17 protein-coding genes are annotated in these 18,113 nt (G+C 43.4%); 5 read left to right on the top strand and 12 right to left on the bottom strand.

What is annotated here, in order from left to right:
• Positions 1-116 precede the first annotated feature (116 nt).
• The 3 genes from lepB to AACR11_RS14695 all read left to right on the top strand — a co-directional run bounded on the left by lepB (position 117) and on the right by AACR11_RS14695 (position 1,455).
• Complete coding sequence (lepB, locus tag AACR11_RS14705) at positions 117-842, top strand: signal peptidase I (protein WP_053409835.1); 726 nt, start codon at positions 117-119, stop codon at positions 840-842.
• 101 nt (positions 843-943) lie between these two features.
• Positions 944-1,261: a hypothetical protein gene (locus AACR11_RS14700; protein WP_053409836.1), complete on the top strand. Its 318-nt coding sequence runs from the start codon at positions 944-946 to the stop codon at positions 1,259-1,261.
• A 23-nt stretch (positions 1,262-1,284) separates the two neighbouring features.
• Positions 1,285-1,455 carry a hypothetical protein gene (locus AACR11_RS14695; protein WP_157052367.1) on the top strand — a complete coding sequence of 57 codons (171 nt, stop codon included), beginning with the start codon at positions 1,285-1,287 and terminating at the stop codon, positions 1,453-1,455.
• Positions 1,456-1,519: 64 nt separating this feature from the next.
• Here AACR11_RS14695 and AACR11_RS14690 read toward each other — a convergent pair whose 3' ends face one another.
• The 4 genes from AACR11_RS14690 to AACR11_RS14675 all read right to left on the bottom strand — a co-directional run bounded on the left by AACR11_RS14690 (position 1,520) and on the right by AACR11_RS14675 (position 9,274).
• On the bottom strand, positions 1,520-3,598 hold the full coding sequence (locus AACR11_RS14690; protein ID WP_189338765.1) for a tandem-95 repeat protein: 2,079 nt from the start codon (positions 3,596-3,598) through the stop codon (positions 1,520-1,522).
• Positions 3,576-5,048, bottom strand: coding sequence for a tetratricopeptide repeat protein (locus AACR11_RS14685; protein WP_053409838.1), 1,473 nt, complete (start codon positions 5,046-5,048; stop codon positions 3,576-3,578). The genes AACR11_RS14690 and AACR11_RS14685 overlap by 23 nt, the downstream gene beginning before the upstream one ends.
• A 117-nt stretch (positions 5,049-5,165) precedes the next feature.
• A complete protein-coding gene (locus AACR11_RS14680) occupies positions 5,166-6,638 on the bottom strand; it encodes a tetratricopeptide repeat protein (RefSeq protein ID WP_079324398.1) in 1,473 nt (490 codons plus the stop codon).
• Between the two features lie 146 nt (positions 6,639-6,784).
• Positions 6,785-9,274, bottom strand: coding sequence for a phosphoadenosine phosphosulfate reductase domain-containing protein (locus tag AACR11_RS14675; protein WP_053409840.1), 2,490 nt, complete (start codon positions 9,272-9,274; stop codon positions 6,785-6,787).
• A 125-nt stretch (positions 9,275-9,399) separates the two neighbouring features.
• Between AACR11_RS14675 and AACR11_RS14670 the strand changes: the two genes are divergently transcribed.
• Both AACR11_RS14670 and AACR11_RS14665 read left to right on the top strand, forming a co-directional pair.
• Positions 9,400-9,780, top strand: a complete 381-nt coding sequence (locus AACR11_RS14670) for a hypothetical protein (RefSeq protein WP_139374577.1) — start codon at positions 9,400-9,402, stop codon at positions 9,778-9,780.
• A 7-nt stretch (positions 9,781-9,787) separates the two neighbouring features.
• Positions 9,788-10,363, top strand: coding sequence for a hypothetical protein (locus AACR11_RS14665; RefSeq protein WP_053409842.1), 576 nt, complete (start codon positions 9,788-9,790; stop codon positions 10,361-10,363).
• 95 nt (positions 10,364-10,458) lie between these two features.
• On the opposite strand, the gene AACR11_RS14660 is transcribed toward AACR11_RS14665, so the two are convergent.
• From AACR11_RS14660 to AACR11_RS14625, 8 genes are all read right to left on the bottom strand, one after another.
• Positions 10,459-11,214 carry a hypothetical protein gene (locus tag AACR11_RS14660; protein ID WP_053409843.1) on the bottom strand — a complete coding sequence of 252 codons (756 nt, stop codon included), beginning with the start codon at positions 11,212-11,214 and terminating at the stop codon, positions 10,459-10,461.
• A gap of 51 nt (positions 11,215-11,265) precedes the next feature.
• Entirely contained in the window at positions 11,266-12,084 is an 819-nt protein-coding gene (locus tag AACR11_RS14655; protein WP_053409844.1) for a PRTRC system ThiF family protein, read from the bottom strand.
• 16 nt (positions 12,085-12,100) lie between these two features.
• Positions 12,101-12,865 (bottom strand): hypothetical protein, encoded by a 765-nt coding sequence (locus AACR11_RS14650; RefSeq protein ID WP_053409845.1) that lies wholly within the window; start codon positions 12,863-12,865, stop codon positions 12,101-12,103.
• A gap of 107 nt (positions 12,866-12,972) precedes the next feature.
• A complete protein-coding gene (locus tag AACR11_RS14645; RefSeq protein WP_079324394.1) occupies positions 12,973-14,358 on the bottom strand; it encodes a hypothetical protein in 1,386 nt (461 codons plus the stop codon).
• 105 nt (positions 14,359-14,463) lie between these two features.
• Entirely contained in the window at positions 14,464-14,685 is a 222-nt protein-coding gene (locus tag AACR11_RS14640) for a hypothetical protein (protein ID WP_017190476.1), read from the bottom strand.
• A gap of 20 nt (positions 14,686-14,705) precedes the next feature.
• Positions 14,706-15,290 carry a hypothetical protein gene (locus AACR11_RS14635; RefSeq protein ID WP_053409847.1) on the bottom strand — a complete coding sequence of 195 codons (585 nt, stop codon included), beginning with the start codon at positions 15,288-15,290 and terminating at the stop codon, positions 14,706-14,708.
• 128 nt (positions 15,291-15,418) lie between these two features.
• Positions 15,419-17,263 (bottom strand): ParB/RepB/Spo0J family partition protein, encoded by a 1,845-nt coding sequence (locus tag AACR11_RS14630; protein WP_053409848.1) that lies wholly within the window; start codon positions 17,261-17,263, stop codon positions 15,419-15,421.
• Positions 17,264-17,510: 247 nt separating this feature from the next.
• Positions 17,511-17,945, bottom strand: coding sequence for a hypothetical protein (locus tag AACR11_RS14625; RefSeq protein WP_053409849.1), 435 nt, complete (start codon positions 17,943-17,945; stop codon positions 17,511-17,513).
• Positions 17,946-18,113: the final 168 nt, after the last annotated feature.

The raw sequence follows: 18,113 nt of genomic DNA, 5'->3' as shown, positions 1-18,113 counted from the left end.
GAATATTGAACATGCAAGATGCGTGAGGGGAATAAAGTCTGCGTCATTACAAAACTGAGAGATTTTCAAGAGGTAGAGTGTAGGGTAATATTTACCACACTTTCAAAATATAATGTATGGCGGTTACCGTGGTAAACTTTTTCGTTTTGACACTGGCGTTTGTTACGTTGGTTTGTGCAATCATATGGCTGTTGGAGCGCCATGTATGGATGCCTGCACGCTATAAATCAATAGTTACATTGCATAGTGAGGTCACTAGCGACGTCAAGTTAACAGCCCGTCGCCCGGTGTTGATCTCAGTCATTTGTATGCTGTTTCCCGTTATCCTCTATGTATTTCTAGTACGCTCGTTTTTCTTTGAAATCTATAAAATCCCAACAAAATCCATGTTGCCGACGTACAAGGTTGGCACATCAGTGTTGATCGATAAATTTGCCTACGGGGTGAGCGACCCGTTATTCCACAATGTTTTGTTGTACCGGGAGAAACCAGAGCATGGTGATGTAGCTGTGTTTATGCTGCCTGATAATCCTGGAATAAATTACATCAAACGTATTGTAGGCGTCCCTGGCGACACGGTTATATACAAAGATAAAGTGCTTACTGTGGAATCTAAATGGCTAAAGTTAGTTGAGTTCGATAACGCCATTCAGATCGATAACACTAAATCCGACAGAATAGATAGCTTCTTCATTCAGAAAGACATGGAAAAGGGAGTCTGGAAAGTTCCAGAAGGTCAATACTTTGTTATGGGAGACAACCGAGATGAAAGTCAGGATAGTCGATTCTGGGGCTTTGTCCCTCAAAGCAATCTGGTAGGGAAAGTCATATACAGTTGGTAATCGGATTCAAGAAAAAGAAAATCATAGGGAAAGTCGACGTTTGGATACACATATCATTTCTTGCTGACAAAGGGCAGCATAGACTACAGGAAGAAGAGTAAATGAAGTCTTTGAAAGCGGTACGCAGTAAGTTCGTGGTTGCATTCATGGTGGATAAGATGGATATACCAAGCCGACTTAGTTTGTTAATCGCTATTGTCGGATTAGGCTGTCAGTTTTTGAGCACGTTGCTCGGTGGAGTGAATCACTTTGTCGGTAGCAGTGTAATTCCTCATGTTGCGGCAATACTGTCGATCACCTCCAGTGTATTTATATTAATCCTGTGTGTGGTTGTGGTGCAGGGGTTTATGTTACGTAACTATCTAGTTAAAAGGCGCACAGCCAAAAAATCAGCATTACAGTCTTCGGGATCTATCTAATCATGTAACAAGGGAAAAAACATATGCATTGGGTAATTGGCTCTTCCGGTGTGGCACTTTTAATTGTTCATTACCTAATAGAGCAGAATGTAATTTTAAATACTTTTGGTTGGATAGGAATCGGTTTAGGTGTGGCAATGTGGTGGCATAATGAAAAGGAATTAATTGCAAAAATCAGCAACAAGAAAATGTAGTGTAATTGCCAATAAAAAAGCCACCGTCTGGTGGCTTTTTGTTTATGTCTAACAAGGAGTTTTGTTACTTAACATCAAAGCTGATTTGGAAGTTAACAACACCATCTTCACCTGCTACTACCGGGATAGCTTTAACATCAACAACGCCTGGTGATGGAATGTCATAGGTAATCACTGTAGGTACACCCGGTTCAATTCTTTGGCCAAGAATAGTCACAGGGAAAGTTACTGAACTATCCATCGTGATGGTTAGGTCATATGTACCGGTGATTAGATTACCAAGACTGTCTTTAATGCCGGTAAAGTACACCGCGTTCATCTTCTTACCTGCTGGTGTTTCGAATTCCTGTGGAATACTGAACGTCTTAAGCAGGATAGAAGTTAGAGTTACTGGACGATCATCACGTACATATACCGCAATGCGTTTCATTGCCATACCGCTGTGGCCATCATCGACAAGTAATTCAAGTGTGTAATCACCCATGTCTGTATCACTAGGGCTCAACGTCAGAGTACCTTTTGAACCATCAAATGCGAACTTAGCCCACTCAGGAAGTGACGATTTGTTAAGTTCAGTCATTGTGGCCGTCAGGGTATCACCGTCAACGTCATTAGCGAGGTACGTGTAATCCTTAGTGGTTTCCACAGTGATCTTGATTTCCTCTTGTCCATCGACTGTAGGAGCATCCTGAACGCATTCAACGTTGATGTTTGATGTTGCTATGTTCGATTTGCCACCCTCAGTGGTGATTTGGTAGGTAAATGTATCAAAACCACAGTAGTTCTCTGCCGGGGAGTACAGTATGTTGCCATCTACCCATTCAGCTGTACCATTTGCTGGGTCAGAAACGATGTCATACTTAGAAATTACGCCGCCATCGATGTTGTAATTTGGCGAAAGTAATTTCGGTGTATCTTCAATAACAGTTTCGGTCACACCATCGAGTATTGGAGCGTCTACGACACACTCGACAAAAACGTCACCTTTCGCCAGTTCAGACTTACCTGCAGAGTTTGTCACGCTGTACTGGAACTCATCGTTACCACAATAATCAGGGTTTGGCGTATAAAGTAGTGAAGCACCTTGCCAAATTACCGTTCCGTTTGCTGGAGCAACTTCGATGTCACGTGATACGAGGTCACCACCGTCAAGGTTAACAGTCGGTGTCGCGCTCTTAGAGTTGTCTTCTAGTGTTTCAATGAAGACGTCACTAACAATCGGCGGATCAACAATACAAGTAACATTGAGGTTTGCAGTACCTACGTTTGAGTTGCCGGCTTCTGTAGCCACTTGATACGTGAATGTGTCAGCACCACAGTAGTTAGCATCCGGGGTATAAACAAGATTGTTACCATTCCAAACTGCCGTACCATGTGCAGGCAGAGACTTGATAATTCTCTTAGTTATTGTACCACCATCAATGTTGATGCTTGGACTTAGAGACTTGTTAGTATCTTCATCAAGCGTACCGCTCACATTACCAATGATCGGTAAGTCAACAACACAAGCAATACCAACAGTACCGGTTGCTATGTTTGAGTAGCCACCTTGAGTTTTAATGCGGTATTGGAAAGTATCTGAACCACAATAGTTATTCGTTGGGGTGTAAACAAGTTGGTTACCTGACCATGAGACAGAGCCGTGAGCCGGTTGAGTCGTCACGTAACGCCCAGAGATGGTGCCACCGTCAAGGTTCATGCCTGGCGATAGTGTTCCTTTAGTGTCTTCTGTGATGTTGGTGTTCGAATTACCAAGTACTGGAGCATCAACTACACAGGTCACGTTGATAGTCGCGGTACGCGTAGCAGACCAACCAGAAGAGTTGGAAGCAGAGTAGGTGAATGTATCTCGACCACACCAGTTAGCAGCTGGTTTGTAATAGACATTATTGCCTGACCAGCTTGCTGTACCATGTGCAGGGCCGCTATTGATTCTACGTCCAGTAATGGCAATAGAACTGCTTAGGCCCGGGTTCATTGTCGTAGCGCCGTCTTCATTGATTGAGCTAGATGTATTGCTCAATGATGGGACAGGAGCGGCAGCTGGTGGAGAACCACCACAGTTAGCACTTGCCTGATGACTTGTGACTATAAGAGCCATCATCAGCGCAAGTTTACGATTAAACGTTGGAGTTATTTTCAACTTGGAAATCTCCCTGTTTTGCATACACATCTAATTTCTCTTTTGCGCGTGTATCACCAATTCGATGCGCTTCCTTATATAAGCGAAGGGCAGCTTCGGTATTGGCATTAATCCCACGGCCTTTCTCATACATTTCGGCAAGGTTATAAGTACCTGATGGGTCATCTAGATCCGCGGATTTTTGATATAGCTTTATTGCCATTTCATAGTCTTGCTTGGTGCCAATTCCGTTCTCATACATCCAGCCAAGGTTGTAAATCGCGTTCGGATAGTTCATGTCAGCTGCGGCACTAATCAGTTCAAAAGCTCGCTTTTCGTCTTTCTCGATGCCTTGGCCGTGGATTAGCTGCCAACCTAAATTAACCATCGCATCAGCATTACCAAGTTCGGTACCGCGAATAAAATGCTCGACTGCTCTAGGAATATCTTGTTTTGTTCCGGTAGATGACAGGTAGAACTGCCCGGCATATGAGTGGGATAGTGGGTAATCCTGCTCTAATGATTTTTCTATCCAATGGAAAGCATCTTTATCATCAACCGTAATGCCTTCTGGTGCTAAGTCATTAAGGGATGAAATGGCAATTCCTAGCATGGCTTGAGCCCGAGGGTTTCCATTGGTCGCTGACTCTTTTAGCCACTCGACAGCTTGAGCTGGATTTCGGTCAACGTCATGGTCATACAACAAGATCTCGGCAAGCATTGTGTGCGCAGAATCGTTTCCTTGTTCTGCTGCATCTTCGAAAAGTTTTAGTGCCATCTCTTTGTCTTGCTTTACCCCGGTGCCTGAGTAGTAAGCATTACCGGCATCTAGCATGGCTTTCATGTCGCCAGTTTTAACAAGAGAGAGGTTCCATTGCATCACTTGAGCTTTTTTAGCAAAGCCTGGCTCAAAACGGGCACGTTCGACTAACCAACGAAGAGCTTTAGGACTCTCATTGTTTGCGGCGGTTAGATATAGTTCAGATGCCTTGTTTATGTCTTCTGGTACGTTGATTCCTAACTCATAGAAACTTGCTAAAAGTAGCGTGGCATCAATAGAGCCGAGGTCGGATGCAGTTTGATATAGCTTTAGTGCACGCTCTATCTTTGGTTCGCCGCCGATAGCACCCATTTCAAGGAGCTCAGCCAGCTTAATAATTGCGGATGTGTTTTTGGTTTGTGCTGCTGCAGAATAAAACTTATATGCAGCAAAATAATCATTAGATGACAACGCCTGGTCGCCATCTTCAATTAGCTTAAGGGCGTCAGGTTGCTGAGCAAGTGTAAGTTGATTTGCAGAGATTTCATCGGCGGTTAGGTAATCACTTGCCGATATTTGATCTTGCACTTCTACGGCTAACTTATCGTTTGTTGTCGCTTCACTAGATGGCAGGGGTAAAACGCCCTTGTAGCCAGCGATAGCGACACCAAGAGAAAGTGCCAATAGTGAATATTTAAATGGGCGTTTCATTGACCCCTCCGGTTACTTTGCAAAGTAACCTAGAAGGGTAGAGGTTATTCAAATACTGGGTGTTTAATAAGTAGTAGTATTTAGGTGGTGATAATTACTGGCTGAACAGCTGGGCTATTAATGATCACAAGCGTTTTTAACATCGAAAGACCCATTTTTATGGTAGGTATCGAGTTTGCGCTTTGCGCGTATATCACCTAACTCATCTGCCTTTTTGTACCACTCCAAAGCTTTGTTGGTATCTACGATTAATCCTAAGCCTTGTTCATACATAAAACCTAAATGGTATGCCGCCGAGGATATATTTAAGTCTGCAGCTTTATGGTAGTACTCCATTGCCTTTGCATAATCAACAGGAACGCCAGCACCTTTCTCATAGACAAAGCCTTTTTGGAAAATCGCATCCGGGAAATTCATCGATATTGCCTGGTCGATTAGCTGATTTGCGCGGTCATAGTCCTTATCAATACCGGTTCCCGACTTAAGTCGGAGAGCAAGACCAATCATAGATTTTGGGTCACCCAACTTCGCACCTTCTTCGAAATGCTCAACAGCTTTTTTAAGATCTACACCTGGTCCAAATGACGCTAGATAGAAATCCCCAGCGTACCCATGAGCTAATGGTAAGTTTTGGTCCAGCGCCTTCTCGATCAATTTAAAAGCCAGTTCGTTATCTGGTTCAATACCAAACTCTTTATAGTCGTTAAAACCGGATAGGGCATTACCTAATAAAGCCTGAGCTCTCGGATTGTTGTTGCCAGCAGAAATTGACAAAAGCTCTGTCGCTTTTACTGGATCGGTTTGTATGTCATGGTCATCGAGAAGTATTGTTGCCAACATAACTCTTGCTGAATCATTGTCGGCCTGTATCGCTTTCTCTAATAATTTGATAGAGGTAGTTTTGTCGATTTTAGTACCTAGCCCAATATAATACGCGTTGGCAGCGTCAATCATTGCTAGGGCATCACCTTGATCGACTAGAGATAGGTTCCATGCTAATACCTGCTCTTGACTTGCAAATGCAGGCTCACTTTTAGCACGCTCTATTAGCCAATGAATTGCTTTGGAATTCCCTTTATTTGCGGCTATTTGATAGTAATGTGATGCCTTATCAACGTTCTCTGGTACGTTAATTCCCAGCTCATAGAAATTAGCAAGGATAAGAGTCGCATCTAATGACCCCAGATCAAATGCGACGTTATAGAGTTTTAACGCACGATCAATTTCGGGCTTCCCGCCAATGGCTCCCATTTCCAGTAGTTCAGCAAGTTTGATAATGGCCGTGGTATTGTATTTTTGCGCGGCTGCGCTGAAAGCTGAGTATGCTGCGAAGTAATTGTTCTCAGAGAGGGCATTATTACCGATGTTTAATAAATCTAATGGGTCAGGGTGCTCGTTCAGCATGATTAGGGATGACTGAATCTCTTCATCAGTTAAGAACTCAGTTGCCGGTGGCAGACTGGCAGACGCAGTATCCTGCAGTTTGTTTGAAGCTGTAGGACTTAGAGTTTTATCGGAATAGCCGTGATAGCCAACAAAAGCCGCACCTAATGCAATTGCTAGGAGCGTAATTTTAATAGGGCGCGTCATGACCCCTCCATTTGATTGTTACAATTCAGTTGCTAATGTAAACGTTTGTTTTTTATTGAGCGGATGATAACTACTGCTATTTAGCTGGGGTTGTTTGATTGCATAGCACCTTGGAAATAGAAACCAAGGTGCTTTTGGTCGCGGTATTAAGCGGCTAGAAAAACAGATAGGTCCAATTCAATTTGGTCTTTTTCATGAACCTTGATGACGATATTTCTATCCTGCGTACAAGATGATTTATGGCCACCACCTTTATACCAACCGGTTAGTGACGCTTTGCATCGCTGAATGCTGTCTCGAAGCTCTTGTTTGAACTGGGCAGGTGCAATCCGGGCGTAATCAGCAAGATGATCGGAATCGAAATGATCAAAGTTTCCAGATTCAAGGATAGTTAACCATTTTTCATTCATCTCTAATTGATGCTTGTAGCCTTTCTGAATGTACTTTTCAGTTTGAATCTCACGTAGAGAAGTGATCTCATTACGAAGGCCGTTCAGCACCTTTAAACGACGGGGAAGCTTGTCACTGTTAAGGTTTCCTGAAATGGTATCAACTTGAATCTCAGCATGAATGCTGGTGGCCATGACAAACAGAGACTTGAATGACTGTTCGTTGTGGCGCTGCATCGAAATTTCTTTCTTGAGGCTTTTGGCTTTTGCTGCCAATTTCGGATTGGCTTTAGCCCAAGCTTTACGCTTCGCAGCGATTCTCTGTTCTTTTTCTTCTCGAATAGCTTCGAGCTCTGCAGCCTTGTCTTGTTCAATTTTCAATTCTGCAGCAAGTACTTTGTACGCCTTGTTATCAAGGATTAAACCCTGATATTTAGGGTTGTTGGCAATCTCTTCCATAGATAGTTGGCCAGTTAAACCAAGCGTGTGGTAGGTCTGACCGCGTTGAGCCATTTCGTGATAGCGTGCAGCCTGACCTTTTCCTAGTTGTACAGCACCAAAGCGAAGTAAATATGCAGCCGCGTAATAAGGCGTGTAATAGCCGTCATGGGCTTTTGGACGAAGCCGCGTGTACTCTTCGTTGACAATGAATCGCGCTGAATCGATGTCGACATCAAACAACTCTGATTCAACGTAGTCCACAACACGTCGTAAACCTTCCTTAGTACTCACTAGGCGGTGAGTTTGGTCTTGGTGACTATCAAAGTAAGCGAATTCCGTCATATTGTCGCTTAAACCATCAAGGCCAGAGTTGTCACCCCATTCGCCAACATGCAACCAAAATGGTGCTGGTTGGGGAGTTTTAGGGGTGGCGACCATGCTATCTACTTCTTCTAGCAGCTCAAGCTCACCATCTGTATAAACCTGATGCCATATATCAAGCGCTTCAAATGGGCGCTTCTGGAAGTGGTGTAGCGACCAAAGCATCTCGATAGCAATCAGTTGGCGTTCATCAATGATCTGGAATTGTGGCTCTGACATACGCAGGTTGTATTCTGTCTCAGGTAATGTGCCGTTAAGTACCTTCTGCTTAATTTTGGCAGCTCGTTTTTGTTCAAGATAATCGAAGCTAAGAATCGCGTGTAGAAGTCGTTTAAGAACAGCAGGTGAGTATACGTCCGGCTGAATCTTAATGTACCCGCCGATGTTAATTGTTCGGCCAACAGGATGACGCATATCCCAGTTGTAACGCGTAAGCTCAAGAAAGCGCTGTACGCGGTTCAAGCCCGTCATATAACCATAACGTTCTGGATCAGTTTCAAGCAATGTAAGCATAGATTTATCAGCTGGAGAGGCGAGGCAATATACGCAACCATGACGACTGCCACACGAGCTTTGTCCAGCTCCACCGTCTGTATCAGTATCCGCTTGGAAAACTACGCATTCACCCGCGCCGCTATCGCGGTAAATGTCGACCGTCTGGTAGTGGTCTTCAAGGTAACTTGGTAGCACTGAACTTGGGCGGTTACCCGAATAGGTCAGGTACTCCCACACATTAGCTGATGACCAAGTTTTTATAGGGTATAGAGAATACTTGTTACCTGATTTACTGATCTTGATGTCATCACCACCCATTTTGGCGATGTTGTTTTTGCGGATAGTACCTTCCAAGTCACGAGAGCCAAGAAGCATGATCAGTTTTGCTTTCTGCTCTTTCGACATCAATTTTGTATGTTTAGAAACAACTCGGTTAGCGCCAGTGATTTTTAATTCATGGGTACACTGACGGAATTTTGATGAAACAAAGGTTGGTAGGCCACGACCACCAAGAACGCGAGAAGCCCATGTAGAAGATAAGCTAGGGTGTGCAATGTAGGTCACTAAAGGAAGCGAGTTTTCCATAATGAAACTATCAAGGCTGTTGATTTTGTTTTGGGCAAGATTACGAATTTCAGGGTTATCAATACCTGTATCAACATGCACCAAAAAGTGGGCGTTTGAAATAGCTTTACCTTCACGCTTAGCACGCATTAACGCAAGCAAGAATAACCCTAAAACAGTCTCACTGTCCTTGCCTGAGCTGTACTGAATTTGGTAAGTGTAGCCTTGTATAAGATAGCGATAGATTGCATCCACTGAACGTAATGTAAGAGGTGTGATTTCACCGTCAAAGTCTATAAGATCTTGTTTCCATGTATCCCATGAATCCAACTCTTTTACGTCGATAGTGTTAACTGCATTAATCATTTCTATTCGCCTTACTCGCTATTTGAATTCCCAAGATACTGCAGAGTTTCAAACGCACAAGAGCGTGGTATTATGGCAATAGAAACATAAAATACTTCGATATTAAAAATAACGTTTAGGTTGATATGAATACATTGATGAAAGTCATCCTCACGGGTGCAATTCTATCGGCTAGTGCTTCTGTGGTGGCTGTTAGTAAAAACGATACAGGGATTACAAAAGTGCTCGCGGATACTGCTGAGTACTTCATGGAACAGTACCCAGAGATGCGAAGGGAATCTGAGTATTTCAATGTCCAATTAGTAGAAGATTTTGCTTTCAAAGCCACGGAATCCACCAGCTTGAAGGAACAAAAAGATGCTTTGGCATACTTGGAGTTGTTCAACAAAGAACTCAAATCCAGATGCGATGAAGGTATAACGGACGAACGCGTATGTGAACGGTTAGTGCATCTAAAAAGTGCAGAATCAATGTTACGACAACTTGCAGCAGCAAAACATGAATAGGTCACTTATGGAATATGCACAGACCACCCATAACTCAAAGTTAATTTGGGTTGGTATGAACGAACTGGCATTCATGGAAGACGCGGCCATACAAGAAAACGTAGCAGTTGGTCCGGTTGTGCAAGATGTTGTTCATACACCAGAGAAGTACGAATTAACGCATAAAATTGTGTATGGCATTTTGCTCGTGAACCGCGATGAAGATTATGAACAATCCTTCCAAAGACTGACTGAGAGCACCAACAGTTTTTTCAGCACCATATGCTCAAATCAGTGCCATACATACCGCTTGGTTGATTTGGTAGTGAAGCAGGATAGTCGGTTAGCAAAAGCGCATAAAATAAAGTTTGCTGCAGTAATTAATGTACCTGGAGACTTTTCAATTCAAACAGGGAATAGACGTCTTTTAACGGGTTTCTTAAGACCTCAGTCAAGCGTTGACCCGGTAACTGACATTTATAATCGTCAGGGGTTAATCCTTCTTACTGGGCAGGAAGATGACCCAAAAGAGAAGTGGAACGGAAAGGGGTGGAAGCAGTACATCAACCTGTCGCGCTTAAATGACTCAATCAAAGACCTTTAGGTGAGTTATAAGACAAAAGCCACTGTAAAAGTGGCCTTTGCTTTAGATATTGAAAATATGCCCCGACAAATTGAAGGCTGGTGGGCGTTCCCGCGTTAGTCTTGATAATGCTCATGGTAATAGCGATGCATTGAGCAACCACCTTTAGAGCAAGGCTTTGTTGATGCAAGACTTGCAAAAGCAGCTCTCGATAAATGAGTGATAATGTCTTCGTGTTGCTCATTCATCAGTCGAAAGCCTGTATCAACGGTTTTTATCTCTTCGAATTCGCTGAACAGGGAAGATAGAACTCGTTTAAACACTTCACTTCGATATTCTAAAGGCACATAGGCTTTTTCTACTGGTACACCACTGATCCCCAGTTTTGGCCCTACAAAGTCAAACATTGACGCTGACATTTTACGATCAAGCATAAACAGGTCTAGAGCCGCAGTACTAAACTCACTGTCTGGTATTGGCTGAGTTGCTTCGTCACTAGCACGTTCACTGGCCGTAGCTTGGTAGGTCAGCAACCGTGACGCAGAATAGGCGTGTCTGCCAATCTCTGCCGGTAAGAACGTCATGTTGGTCAAGTGCAGGAAGTTGTCGTGTCGCTTGATAGAAGTATCAACGTCAGCCCCAACGATGTCAGCGGCATACGACCAGATTGTTTGCACCGAATGAAGTATGACAGTTAGACCATATCGCGCTGCGTGGCGATAAATGGGGTTAGGAACTGGCTCACCATCTTTGAGAATGCTCAGTACAGGGAATTCATCAGTCGCTTGTTTTACCCACGACTCGTAAGCCGCATCAATAGCTTGAGTTATATTCGTGAAGTATTCTCTTGTGTCTTGCTCTCTCTTTTTCATTCATGTTCCTTGGTTAAAGCAAATGCAGGGGCGACCCCCTGCAATAGTTGGTTAATTAATATTTTCTTCTTGGTAGCCATAGAAAGACCACTGCAAAGGATCTACCGGCATTTTGGTAATCTCGGCTTGATGCAAGTCGATGAATAAACCGTGATGCTCAAGCTTTCCGAAGCGAAGTAAGGGAAATAGCAGCATTGAAGCTGCCGCACGTGCAGTCATACCATTGATGCCGAATGTCTGCTTTTGAATGGCTTCCTCGGTACTACATGAAGCGGTATCGACCTCAGTTTTTGCGGCTTCTTCCCATTGCGAACCAAACAACTCGAAAGGCGTTGGAAGTCGTTTTTCACCGTAGAACTTTTGACGACTCGCATTACCGAGCAGGACATTTGATTGATGGTTATCATTGCCCATATCTAGCCATAGAGCACGTTTAACCGAGGTATCAAGTGCGCGACCAATCTCATATCTTACGGATGCTTTATCTACAGCCGTGATTAGTAGGTCATATTCCTCAGTAGCTGCCATTTCGCCAGTGAAGAAAACAGGTTTTGATTTCCAGTTAACGCCACCGAATTGATTAAATCGCGTGATCAGAACATCAGCTTTGTTGTTGCCAACATCGTGTTGCCAGAAGTTTTGGCGAAAAACATTGCTTTGAGAAACAAGGTCACCGTCATAGGCTGTCACCTCGAATCCATCACAACCTAACTTGGTGAGGATCCCGAACATTTGGAAAAGCTCGGTCAAAATCGAAGAGCCAGTGCCACCACAACCTACGAGGGCAATTTTGAGTTTACGGTCTACCCAATCACTAGGGACGTAGAATGTACGAGCTGTGTTTTCGAAGCCAAATTTTGAATTAGTCATATCTGTTCCCTTAGTCTTATAGTTCTTCTAGTACTTTGCTTAGTTTCTCGTATGGATAAAGCTCATTAGCAACATCCACCAGCTCACCTGTTAGGTTTTTACTTTCCCAAAACGCACGTTGGTCGGGGATGTCGTCTGGAAGCTTGATAGCGAGGTTATGCTTAAAACCATCAAATGCACTCATGTACAACGTATCTTGAATTTCTTTGATGTTGCTTGAGCTAAGTTGCTTCGGTAGGGGAGCTGACCCCTGACACAAGTAATGACTATCAAAGACGTTTGCCAGAGGCGCGTAATAAGTCATTGTGTCGAGGGTTGGGCGTTCATCACTTTCTAAGGCAAACACATACAGTGTTTCGCTGTGCTTATTCAGAACAAAGAGCAACGGTGTCCAAGTGACATTACGAAGTGCCTTTGGGTGAGTGCCTGACATTCTGTACCACATCGGGCATTTAGTCGCAGGGGTGTGCCATACAAGCAATCGATCTGATTCTAATAAGACATTTTGAGGGATTAGGGAGTACTTGGCGACTTCCGAGCCTTTAGCTTGTGCTTTGGCTTCTGCTGCCTTTGCTGCATCGTTAGTGTCTTTGATTTTTTCAAGCAGCTTAACCACAGCATCGGTATCAATGATCACGCCACCTTGCATTTGTTCTTCATGGAACTCATGGCGCGTGACCGCGTAACCTCTAGGACTGTCGAAGAACACTAAGCCGAATTCTGGCTTAGGGTCTTTATGTTGGTTATTGATGCTTAAGCGCGGTTCTTTCTGAACTTGCATGGTACTTCTCCACAGTGATTTTGTTGGGTGGTTAGCCCTTGGTTAAATGGGTTGAAGTGGTTAGCCTCAACCGATATTTAAGATGGTATGCTAAGTTTGAAATCGCGCTAGACCGAAGCAAGCAACATCAAGCACTTGTCAGCTAGATGAATGTTTTCGATAGTGCGTAGACCTGTGTCGTTAGCCGATAGGTCAAGGCGAAGTGCGCCACATTCACCGATTGATTGACGGTGCTCGTTTTCTACTTCAAGAGTGTATTTCTCGATGTCGCTACCAGTTGTGATAAAAGCGAAACAATCGATCGGATTATCACTGCCAAGTAACCACGGTGAGTCATATGCTTCATGCCCCAACTCAATGACAGTGCGTAACGCAGTTTTTAGCGCGGCAATACCTTTAACGTCATTTGGATTTAGTGGGTTAGGACGGATTTTATTTACAGTTTCTAACAGTCCCATAGCGTTCATAATGACAGATTGACCGCGATAGAATGGGGTATCTTTCTGATACCATTTCGTTGCTACGGTTGCTTTGTAGTACAAGGCAGCGTTGATAACGTTATGTAAATCAATATATTCATCGTGCGAACCAATAGCTTTGAAAATTAGTGGGTTGATGTCGTTCAACACTTCTTCGATGGAATCTTCATCGCAGCCAGTGATCTTCTGTACTTGTTCAGAAGTCAGGTCAAATACTTTGAAAATTTCAGCGTATGCTTCAAGCGTTCCCTCGGTATCACAATATTCAAGTGCCATCGTTTTAAAGTTCATAAGTGATAGCAGACGCAGGGTTTGAAAATACATTGTGCCGACACTTGGGCTGAATTGGTCTAGGTCGAATGACAACGCTGATACGCGAGAGCAATGCTCAATACGGATGCTTAGGTCATTGAAGCTTTGGTCTAGTTCATCGTAGTCTTCGCCATAGCACTCGTCTTCATCGAGAGTTAAATCAAAACCCCAATTTGATTCGGTCGGAGTAACGTACCAATGGGCAATGTCAGCACGGATAGAAACAGGGGCTTCAAATGCCTTAAAACATGCTTCAATTTTGTATTGCTGATTAGTTAATCCAGTTTGGTAGAAACCAAGTACCTTTTTGCCAAGCTCTTTAGCAGCAGAAACCTGCTTTGTAGTGCCGATAGGAGCTTCTATAAGGTTCTCGATGTCGAACTCGGTCAACATGCCGTGTTTGAGTCCAAACAGCGCGAGAGCTTCCCAAAATGAGGTTTTTTCGATGATGGTATCTTGGTAAACATCTTCGCGTTTATAACCCAAATTATTACGCACACTCTGGCTTAATATAAGCTCTTGCGGCTTAACCGCAGCGTACCAAGGGGCTAATGGCTTAAAGCCACCAGCCGCCTTGCTTGAAGCTTTCTTAACATGCGCTACATTAGCGGTGGAATGTCCTTTAGTTCCATTGATTCCGGTAAGGATGGAGAAAGGTGTTTGATTTTGTGAACCACTGAATTCAACTGATGTATTACGCATGATTTTTCTTCCAATTCAACTTCTTCGACAGAATGATTAGCCATGTTGGTGGCGCACTTATCGCGCCACTGGTTTAACTTCTCTTTGATATTGTCTGCCATGTGCTTAACCGTTTGTTTTCACTGGTGGCGGAACAACAGGTAAAACCATACAACCATTCTCTAATCGCGCATCTTCCTCGTAGATTTCAGTCCAACGTAATTGAGGAAAGTGCTGTGCCAAAAGTCGTTTATTGTCTTGGATTGAACCAAAAGGGTTTGGGAAATCAATCAGTGTATTGCCTAACTTGAATTGCCATTTCAATTCTGGTGTTGCTGTATTACTCATATCTCGGATACCCCTAAACCTTAAAGTGCGCCATTCTGGAAGAAATCAAAGTTGTCGCTCTCAAGTGACATACCCTCGTCATCAGCCTCTACCGCTTCTGGCGCATCTTGAGTTGCAACTGCATCAGTTGGTGCGGTTTCTACCTTATCGGCTTTCTCTGGAGCTTTTGGCGCGGTTTCAGTGGTGTTTTTAGTTTCTACTGCATCTGGTTTTTCAGTTTTTGCAGCATTCTTTTTGTTACTTGCTTTTTTAACCGTAGTTTTAGGGGTAGTTGTAACGGCTTGAGTTGAAGCCTTAGCAGCCGCAGCGTTAGTTTTTACGCCTTTCAGTTGAAGTGAAGCAGGAGCAAAGCCCTCACCAAATTCTGCAAGCTGTTCATCAAAGACCGCATCAACATCTTCTATCTTGCCTAAAACACGCATAGGCGTGGCTAGAGCTGAACGTAGTGTCATCTGTTTGTCGTCTTCAACCTTTGGAAGACAAGCAGCGTTAGAGGTTGGAATATTAACGATGATTACTGCATCTTCGTTATTAGTGTCAATTGTGATGATTGCGCGAGTTTGACCGGCAGCTTTAACTAATTCACATACGTTTTTTAAATTCATTTTGATAATCCACAGTGTTATTGAGAGTAGGGAGTGGTTAGTTCCCGTTGGTTATGTAATTCATACTGAGCGAGTTTCCGCATCGCGCAATAGGGTAAGTTTGGGGAGTGTTGCCACTCCCCGAATGGTTAACGAACTAAGGCAAGGTAGTCAGAGGGTGCGAAGTGTGACCAATCGAATTTGAAGCCCATAACACCGCTAACGATGTCATCCTTACGGTTTTTGAATAACAGAGAGAATGACGCTTCACCGTTGGCAGCTTCATAAGCCTTATCGAATCCTGCCTCAACACACATTTGGTTAATTTGCGCGATGTTATACATGCCAAGGCGTTCTTTACTTGGTTTCCATGCTTCGATTGCGATGCTCTGACCTTTAGGGTTCTTGCCGAGAACATTAATCATCAAATCAGTGTTGGAATTCTTATCTCCAACGGTTGCATGGTGAATGACCGCCTCTGCCATGTATTCTTGGATTTGTTGTAGGCTCAGATCCATAAATGCAAGCACACGGTCATTAAAGCGAGGCCAACGGTTCTTTTTAATCGCGTCAACAGGTGGCTCGTAACCGCTAACGTCACACAAGGCGGCTAGGGCAGTAGCCATACGAAATTGTGGGTCGGTAATTGCAACGCTTGCACTGGTTGCACGTAGAGACTTACGGTAATCCTCTAACACGGCTGCAGATGTTTTACGCTGAACTGGAGCGGTAGTAACGACAACTTCTTCTTGCTCAACGGTGACTTTCTTTTCTTCTGTCGGTTGGTCAGCCACATCAACATTTGAAGATTCTGCCTGTTGTTCCTGGGCGGCAACTTTCTCTTTCTCTTTAGCTTCACGCGCTTCTTTCTGCTTACGTGCTTTCTCTGCCTTTGCTTCTTTCAAAGCACTTACACATGAATTGAAACAATCAGTATCAATACACTGATCTTGAGTGTATTCACCCCATTTCATCGGGCGGTCATCGACTACAGTGCATTTGCTTTCACAACCCATGCATCCGCTAGTGAATTGCTTCTTACCTACCACTTCCTCAGTCACTGTGCGGCGGTCAGATTCTGGTTTGGCTTCCCAAGCAATGACACGACCATACTTTTCTTCCAGTTCAGCTGTGCGCTCGTTGTGTACCCATGCCTGAGCCTTTTCAATAAAGCATGAGGCTTTACTACATTTCGCATCGGTATCGCCATTGCCAAGTAGGTCTAGCTGTTCCCCTGTGTTGTGGATACAGCTGTCACATGCTTTGGTGTCGAAAGGAGCCTTAGCTAATGGGATCTGGCGCTGAGAGGCGCGTAGTTTCAGATTTTTAACTGTGTATTCGGTAGGGTTAGCCAGAATTGCAGCAAGTGTTTTCTCCTGCGTTTCAGCATCAAATGTACTCAGGATCAGTGCGTGACCGAGAGTAAATTTGTTAGTTGGATCAGCTAGGTGGTCCAAAACGTTATCAGTAAGGCGTTTTAGTTGCAGACGTTCGCGGAATGTCTTTTCTGACAGGCCTAGAGCCACAGCAGCCGTAGCGTAATCACCATCATGGTAAGACAGGTAGTTTTGGGCCAGATCAGCTTCATCAACGATCGTGATATTTTCACGGTCGTGGTTTTCAGCAAACATCACCGCCAGTGCTTCACGGTCTGAATATTGGTTTACTACAACTGGCACAGATTCAAGGTCAAAACGTAGTGACATGTCGCGGCGACCATAACCGGCGCACAGCTCTAAGCGGTGTGGGTTATCAACATGAGGACGAACAGACAGGGACTGAATAACACCGTTAGTACGGATACTCTCTGCGAAGTCATCGCTTCGCTCTTTCTTACGGCGTTTGTTGCCTCCAATGGTCAAGTCATCGATCAGCTTTGGTGATACACGTATAGGCGTACCAGATTCTAAAGCGGTGAAGTCGAACTCTTGGCCCTCACGGATAACAACAGGAAGGTATAGCTGTTCAGTTTGTTTTACTTGCTCGGTTTGCATGATGATAATTCCACATAATTGAGTTGTAAGAGTGGTTAGCTCTTTTGGTTACTTCCCAATTCTCTGATTCTTTCCGTAACGCGCAAGTAGCGATTTAAAGGAAAAATATCGAAGGGGATATCTCTATATTTTTCAAAGTTATAGCTTGAATGAAGTGTTTTAGGGGGGGGAGGAATAGATTGAATTTTAGATATTAAAAAAGCGGGTAACCCCGCTTTTTAGTAAGTTTAGTGATAGTGAGTTATTTTTAATCATTTTGAATTTCACATCCATTATTAGGGTCTTTGAAGTCTGCAATTGACCCTGAATTAACAAAGAACATCTTCTTATCCTTTTCGCATATTACGAAGTTCAAATCTGTCGTTTTCGTAATATGTTTAGCGATGCCAATTGCTCTATCAACCCAGTTCGAGTTCTCTTTAAGCACGCTATTAATCGCCATTATGTTTATACGGTCAGGCCTAATCTGATTTCGTTCAACACCATTGACCTCTGTATATTCCTTAGTATAAGTCCAGCCTGTATCTTCGAGTGTAATTAGCATTGCGTCATCAATAGTTCTTGTAAACGAAATGAGGCAAACATAAAACACCAAAAACAAAAACAGATTAACCTTAACAAAAAAGAAAGCGATTCCTCTTGATTTCACTATTTCCTTTAAGCAAATTTTTAGATACTTCACTATAGATTCCTATTTATCCGTTTACGTATTTTCTTATTCATGGCGTATTAACGAAGATGTGTCTTTTCCTTCCTAATACACCAACTTACTTTTTATAAAATAATTCACATATGTTAATAATATTTAAAGTATTATTATTTACTGACTCCAATTTTAACTACCCAAAAA

Origin of the sequence: Vibrio sp. L85 (assembly GCF_963871815.1) — a bacterium.
GTDB classification, from domain to species: Bacteria; Pseudomonadota; Gammaproteobacteria; order Enterobacterales; family Vibrionaceae; genus Vibrio; species Vibrio harveyi.
The sequence above is the reverse complement of the archived record's forward strand: the minus strand, read 5'-3'. Positions and strand labels throughout refer to the sequence as shown.

Excerpts from the sequence above, each read along its gene's own strand:
- lepB (WP_053409835.1), top strand. The coding sequence starts at position 117 with ATGGCGGTTACCGTGGTAAACTTTTTCGTTTTGACACTGGCGTTTGTT.
- AACR11_RS14700 (WP_053409836.1), top strand. The coding sequence starts at position 944 with ATGAAGTCTTTGAAAGCGGTACGCAGTAAGTTCGTGGTTGCATTCATG.
- AACR11_RS14695 (WP_157052367.1), top strand. The coding sequence starts at position 1,285 with ATGCATTGGGTAATTGGCTCTTCCGGTGTGGCACTTTTAATTGTTCAT.
- AACR11_RS14685 (WP_053409838.1), bottom strand. The coding sequence starts at position 5,048 with ATGAAACGCCCATTTAAATATTCACTATTGGCACTTTCTCTTGGTGTC.
- AACR11_RS14680 (WP_079324398.1), bottom strand. The coding sequence starts at position 6,638 with ATGACGCGCCCTATTAAAATTACGCTCCTAGCAATTGCATTAGGTGCG.
- AACR11_RS14675 (WP_053409840.1), bottom strand. The coding sequence starts at position 9,274 with ATGATTAATGCAGTTAACACTATCGACGTAAAAGAGTTGGATTCATGG.
- AACR11_RS14670 (WP_139374577.1), top strand. The coding sequence starts at position 9,400 with ATGAATACATTGATGAAAGTCATCCTCACGGGTGCAATTCTATCGGCT.
- AACR11_RS14665 (WP_053409842.1), top strand. The coding sequence starts at position 9,788 with ATGGAATATGCACAGACCACCCATAACTCAAAGTTAATTTGGGTTGGT.
- AACR11_RS14660 (WP_053409843.1), bottom strand. The coding sequence starts at position 11,214 with ATGAAAAAGAGAGAGCAAGACACAAGAGAATACTTCACGAATATAACT.
- AACR11_RS14655 (WP_053409844.1), bottom strand. The coding sequence starts at position 12,084 with ATGACTAATTCAAAATTTGGCTTCGAAAACACAGCTCGTACATTCTAC.
- AACR11_RS14650 (WP_053409845.1), bottom strand. The coding sequence starts at position 12,865 with ATGCAAGTTCAGAAAGAACCGCGCTTAAGCATCAATAACCAACATAAA.
- AACR11_RS14645 (WP_079324394.1), bottom strand. The coding sequence starts at position 14,358 with ATGCGTAATACATCAGTTGAATTCAGTGGTTCACAAAATCAAACACCT.
- AACR11_RS14640 (WP_017190476.1), bottom strand. The coding sequence starts at position 14,685 with ATGAGTAATACAGCAACACCAGAATTGAAATGGCAATTCAAGTTAGGC.
- AACR11_RS14635 (WP_053409847.1), bottom strand. The coding sequence starts at position 15,290 with ATGAATTTAAAAAACGTATGTGAATTAGTTAAAGCTGCCGGTCAAACT.
- AACR11_RS14630 (WP_053409848.1), bottom strand. The coding sequence starts at position 17,263 with ATGCAAACCGAGCAAGTAAAACAAACTGAACAGCTATACCTTCCTGTT.